The following is a 5231-nucleotide window of genomic DNA, read 5'->3' on the forward strand; positions in this document are numbered from 1 at the left end:
ATCAATCGTTGAGACGCCAGTCTGGATAAAGTCCCGGGGAACTGCGCGCGAATAAGGGTTGATTGCAGCCCCGTTAATGTCAAGCCTTTTTTCGGCAATTATGGAAGGCCCCTTGTCGCGAGGCCTGCCAAGTCCGTCAAAAACCCTGCCCAGCATATCGGTTGAGACTGAAAGCTGCATCGTCTCGCCAATAAAACTGACTTTTGTCTGGGTTGTGTTCAGGCCTGAAGTTGCGCCAAAAAGCTGCACGACTGCAACATTACTTGAGACTTCAAGCACCTGCCCAAGCTTCTTTTCGCCGCTAGGAAGCGTGACTTGCGCAATCTCGTTGTAGCCAACGCCGCTCACTCCTTCAACAAACACAAGCGGCCCTGCAATCTGCGTGACTGTCTGGTATTCCTTCATTGAAATCACCTTTCAAAATATCAGTCAAAATTCCCCATTCTTTTCCTTTTTCTTATTTTGCCACTATCTATTCTATCGCCCTAATTCTTCTTTTTTGCAACCTCGTCAAATTCCGAGTCTATGAGGCCGCCAATCTCCTCAATATGCTTGAGGTCCTTTTCAGGGATCTCCTTCATCCTTGCAACCTTTTCCCTGACTTTGAGCCCAAGGATGTTCTTTAGCTGCACCCCAAGGTCAACTGCTGCAAGGGACTTTTCATGGAACCTTATGATGTTGCGCAGCATCAGGTACTGTTTTTTCAAAGATGCATAAGTGTCAATCTCGTGGAATGCAGACTGCTGCAGGAAGTCCTCCCTAATCATCTTTGTGGAGTTGAGTACGACCTGCTCCTTTTCTGGAAGCGCGTCAGGGCCGACCAGCTGCACAATCTCCTGCAGTTCTGACTCCTTTTGCAGCAGCGCCATTGCAGTTTTTCTCAGGACAGTCCAGTCCGAAGAGGTATTTTCATTGTAATACCCTTCCAGCGTGTCAAGATAAAGCGAATATGACTTTAGCCAGTTGATGGCAGGAAAGTGCCTGCGCTGCGCAAGTGATGCGTCGAGGGCCAAAAATACCTTTGTGACCCTCAGCGTGTTTTGCGACACTGGCTCTGATATGTCGCCTCCGGGAGGCGACACTGCACCGATAATTGTGATGGAGCCGTTTCTCTTTGGTGCGCCAAGGCAGTGCACGCGCCCTGCCCTTTCATAAAATTCCGCAAGCCTCCTTGCAAGATAGGCTGGATACCCCTCTTCGCCAGGCATTTCCTCAAGCCTGCCGCCTATCTCCCTCATTGCCTCGGCCCATCTTGATGTCGAGTCTGCCATGAGCGCAACGTCGTATCCCATGTCCCTGTAGTATTCGGCAATGGTAATCCCAGTGTAAATTGATGCCTCGCGGGCTGCAACAGGCATGTTTGAGGTGTTTGCAATCAGAATTGTCCTTTCCATCAGAGGCTTTCCAGACTTGGGGTCAATCAGGTGCGGAAACTCGGAAAGCACTTCAGTCATCTCGTTTCCTCTCTCTCCGCAGCCAATGTAAACCACAATCTGCGTGTCAGACCATTTTGCAAGCGCCTGCTGCGTGACTGTTTTTCCAGAGCCAAAAGGCCCAGGTATGCAGGCTGTGCCGCCTTTTGCAATCGGGAAAAACGTATCAATTATCCTCTGCCCTGTGGCAAGTGGTATGTTTGGGTCAAATTTTTCCGCATACTGCCTTGAGCTGCGCACAGGCCATCTTGCAAGCATCTTCACCTCTGTCTTCTGCCTCTCATGGCTTACAACCGCAATTGTGTCCTCTACTGTGAAGCTCCCCTCCTTGATGCTTTCAAGCTTGCCGTCAACTGGCGACATTATCCTGTGCACAATAAGCTGTGTTTCCTGCACTTCGCCAAGCACGTCGCCTTTTTTCACATGCGCGCCCTTTTTTGCAACAGCCTTGAATTTCCACTTTGCCTTGCGGTCAATCGATGGGACTGCAATTCCCCTTGCAATAAAAGGCCCCTTGCTTTTCTCCATGATAAGCTCAAGGGGGCGCTGAATCCCGTCGTAAATGCTTTTCAGCAAGCCGGGCCCAAGCTCAACGGAAAGTGGCGTTCCTGTAGACTCAATAGGCTCGCCTGGGACAAGGCCCGAAGTGTCCTCATACACCTGTATTGTGGCAAATTCCCCCACTATCTTGATTATCTCCCCGGTAAGCTCTGCCTTGCCTACCTTGACCACGTCGTACATTTTTGCGCCGCTCATGCCGCCTGCTACTACCACCGGTCCTGCTATTTTTTCAAGAACGCCCATTGTCCACACCTCAAAATTGCAATCGCGCAAACTTACTTTACTTCTAAGCTTCTTGCCTTTCCTTTTTCATTTTTTCTTCATCAGGTCAAATCCTATTGCCCTTTTGATAAGCTTTGCAAGCGACTCTGACTGCTCTATTGGCCCGGTCTTGTCTGCAATCGCAACAACAACCGGTTTTGCCGCAGCCTCAATCCTCTTTTTCACCCTCCACTCAAAGCTCTCCAAAGACCGCTCTGAAAGAATGACAATCCCGTAGTCCTGCCCGTCAAGTAGCTGCACCACTTTTTCCTGAACTCCGCTTTCTTCGACAATGTAGCAGTCTTCAATACCTGCAAGCCGAAAGCCGGATGCAAATGTCGTGTCTCCAACTACCGCAATCCTGTCGGTCAGCTTCCCTGCGTCAATCCCGCCCGCTTCGCCAGAGCTTTTTGCTGCATCCATATTCCCACGCTTTTCATGTAGCTGTCATGCCAGTTCAAAATCCCAAAATTCTCAAGTCTCAATTATTATTTCGCGGATAACTTGGGCAGGCAGCCCGAACTCTTTTGCCTGTGCAATCTTGCCAATATTGTTCATTCCGTTTCCCTTTATCATCAAAAAGCCAACAATTGCCCCGACTGACAGTGTGCTTTTCCTGAATTCCTGCAGGCCGATGCTTGCAACTATTCTTGAAAATTCAATCTCAAATTCAGACACTCTTCCAGTTTGTGCAAACCGCTCATTTGCCTTTCCAAGCCAGTATCTTCTTGCAGCAACTGAGCCAACCCCGCCAATCCCGTCAGCCTCAATCATTTCCCCGATTTCCCTTGTCGTAAAGTTCCCGCTGTCTATCACAAAATCCGCAATCTTGCTTTTTTCAAGCCCGTTTTTCTTGCACCTCATTATAGTTGACACGTTTTTCCCGTCAAGCTCTGTTTTGAGAAGCCTTAGCACGCCTTGGGCCTTGGGGTCTGTCGAAGTGACCTTTTTTTGAACGTTCATGTAGTAGAACCTGTCCAAAGCCGCAAGTATGCTCTCAAAACTTTCCCTTCTCATGCCCCACAGTTCCCCGCCATACCTGTGGGTCCTGATGATTGCAAGTGCATCCTCGACGCTTTGCGCATCCAGAAGCTGGGAAATTTCAAGCGGCCCCATTTGTCCAACCGGTATAAGCTTGTCCTCAATTTGAGCCCTGGGCTTTTTGAGATATTTTCCAACAAGTATGGCCTTCAAGTTGTTTACGTCGTATCTTTCCAGGTAGCCCTCAACGGTTTCCCTTCCATCTTTTGGCGTAAACCCAAGGACTTTTTTTGCCACCCTCGCATAATTCCTCCCAATTGCATGCTCGACTAGCTGCGAGCCCGAGTATTTTAGGGAATATGCGGCAATGTCTTCTTTGTATCCGGATTTTTCAAGGACTTGTATCATGCCTTGCATGTTTGAGGCTGCCAAAAGCTCCTCCACCTGTGCAGGCCCCATAAGCAGGCTCTTCATTGCATGCAGCCTGGCATTTGAGTAGCCGTAAACTATTGGCCAAAACTGCAGCCTGCCTGCTACTTTTGCAACTGCAGATTGCGCAAGCCCCCTGCCTGCATTCAGGCCAAGTTTGAAAAATCCATCCACCAATCCATTACCCCTTAACTTGCCCTCTTTTGGCTCCTACTTCCTTCCCCGTCCGAACAACTCGTTGTGCACATCGCGCCTGATTGAATCCTTGCTTGCGGCAAATATGCTTTCAAACGAGTAATCGGCCCTAACCCTGCCGTCTTTTGTCTCGACAACCACTCCGCCTGAACCTTCAAAGCCACCCTGGGAAACCTCTGCCTTTAGGCCTGAAAGATTTTTCCTGTCTTGTGGTTGTGCCTTTACAGCCAAGTTTCCATATCCAGAAAGTTCCCTGATGCCTTTTGTGGCAAGCGACTTGAGAATCTGAGGGTATGCCTTGGATTTTTTCGTCTCGCACAAGCATTCCCACACCTGGTCCATTGAAGCGCTTATTGCAGCCTCGCTGCCGTCTGAAACTATTTTCTTTGCCTCAAGCCTTGCAGCAGCTGTCCTTTCTGCAGACTGCTCAGCTGCGCCATCAACAGCGCTTCTCTCTTCGTGCTCGACTTGAGCCTTTGCCCTGGCTCTTGCCTCGTCCAGCAATTTGGATGCCTCGCTTTGCGCATCCTCGGCCATTTCCTTGGCCTCGTGCCTGGCTTTTTTCAGTATCTCGTCTTCTAGTTCGTCTAGGCCCATCAAATCACTCCAGCCGCAGGCAAAGCTCAGGCTGCAAGGCAGTGCCTTGCGCGCCTGTTATGTCATTTGCCTGTGAATTTAATCCAAAACCGCCTTACCTAGCCGATTTTGAACGAGAGCAGCAAGCCCACCACAAAACCAAGGATGATGATGGTTTCAGGAAGCGCTATGTAAACAAGGAGCTTTGAGGCCTCCTCCGGCTTTTCGGCGATAACGCCCATGGCTGCAGCGCCAATTGTTGCCTGCGCCCATGCTGTTGCTATTGCACTCAATCCAATTGCAAATGCGGATGCAAATGCAATGATACCAGTTCCGATTTCCGCCATTTCCACACCTCTATTTTTCAATTTTTATTCTATTTTTCTTTTTATCCAGATTTTTTTCCTTTGGCTGTTTTTCAGCTGTTTTTAGCAGATGAATATTTCGTGTAAACCCTCTGAGCCCTAAGCGGGCTGAATTTCCTGCCCCCTCCGTGGAAGAACTTGCTGTAAAACTCAACCAGGTTCAGCCTTGCCCCCTGCACCATGCTCTCGAACATTGCAAGGAAGGTGTTCATGATGTGCAAAATCGCTGCTATCACAAAGACTATTGCAAAAGCAACAGGGTTTGCCTGCTTTACAAGCACGCCGCTTACGACCAAATCGTTGATTATCTTTTCGGCAAGCACAACGCCCGCCACCCCTACTGCAGCAATTCTTGCATATGACATCGCATTTCCGGCAATTCCCGGAATTTCGATAAGCCCAAGAACGCCCTCTGCACGTATTATCAGCA

Annotated in this window: 6 protein-coding genes; all 6 read right to left on the reverse strand. The window is 49.3% G+C overall.

Annotation, left to right across the window (positions count from 1 at the left end; all coding sequences use genetic code 11):
• A partial coding sequence (locus tag FJZ26_03925; GenBank protein ID MBM3229555.1) for a V-type ATP synthase subunit B occupies window positions 1–405 on the reverse strand: 405 nt, incomplete at its 3' end.
• 80 nt (window positions 406–485) lie between these two features.
• The gene (locus FJZ26_03930; protein MBM3229556.1) at window positions 486–2246 is read right to left on the reverse strand and encodes a V-type ATP synthase subunit A; all 1761 of its coding nucleotides are present in this window, start codon (window positions 2244–2246) and stop codon (window positions 486–488) included.
• 57 nt (window positions 2247–2303) lie between these two features.
• On the reverse strand, window positions 2304–2678 hold the full coding sequence (locus FJZ26_03935) for a hypothetical protein (protein ID MBM3229557.1): 375 nt from the start codon (window positions 2676–2678) through the stop codon (window positions 2304–2306).
• 51 nt (window positions 2679–2729) lie between these two features.
• A complete protein-coding gene (locus FJZ26_03940; protein MBM3229558.1) occupies window positions 2730–3839 on the reverse strand; it encodes a hypothetical protein in 1110 nt (369 codons plus the stop codon).
• Between the two features lie 36 nt (window positions 3840–3875).
• Entirely contained in the window at window positions 3876–4457 is a 582-nt protein-coding gene (locus FJZ26_03945; protein ID MBM3229559.1) for a hypothetical protein, read from the reverse strand.
• A 98-nt stretch (window positions 4458–4555) separates the two neighbouring features.
• A complete protein-coding gene (locus FJZ26_03950; protein ID MBM3229560.1) occupies window positions 4556–4774 on the reverse strand; it encodes an ATPase in 219 nt (72 codons plus the stop codon).
• Between the last annotated feature and the right edge of the window lie 457 nt (window positions 4775–5231).

It is taken from the genome of Candidatus Parvarchaeota archaeon (genome assembly GCA_016866895.1).
Classification (GTDB): domain Archaea; phylum Micrarchaeota; class Micrarchaeia; order Anstonellales; family VGKX01; genus VGKX01.

What these genes read in the sequence shown, in the direction of transcription:
- FJZ26_03945 (MBM3229559.1), bottom strand. Translation starts at nt 4,457, where the DNA reads ATGGGCCTAGACGAACTAGAAGACGAGATACTGAAAAAAGCCAGGCAC.
- FJZ26_03935 (MBM3229557.1), bottom strand. Translation starts at nt 2,678, where the DNA reads ATGGATGCAGCAAAAAGCTCTGGCGAAGCGGGCGGGATTGACGCAGGG.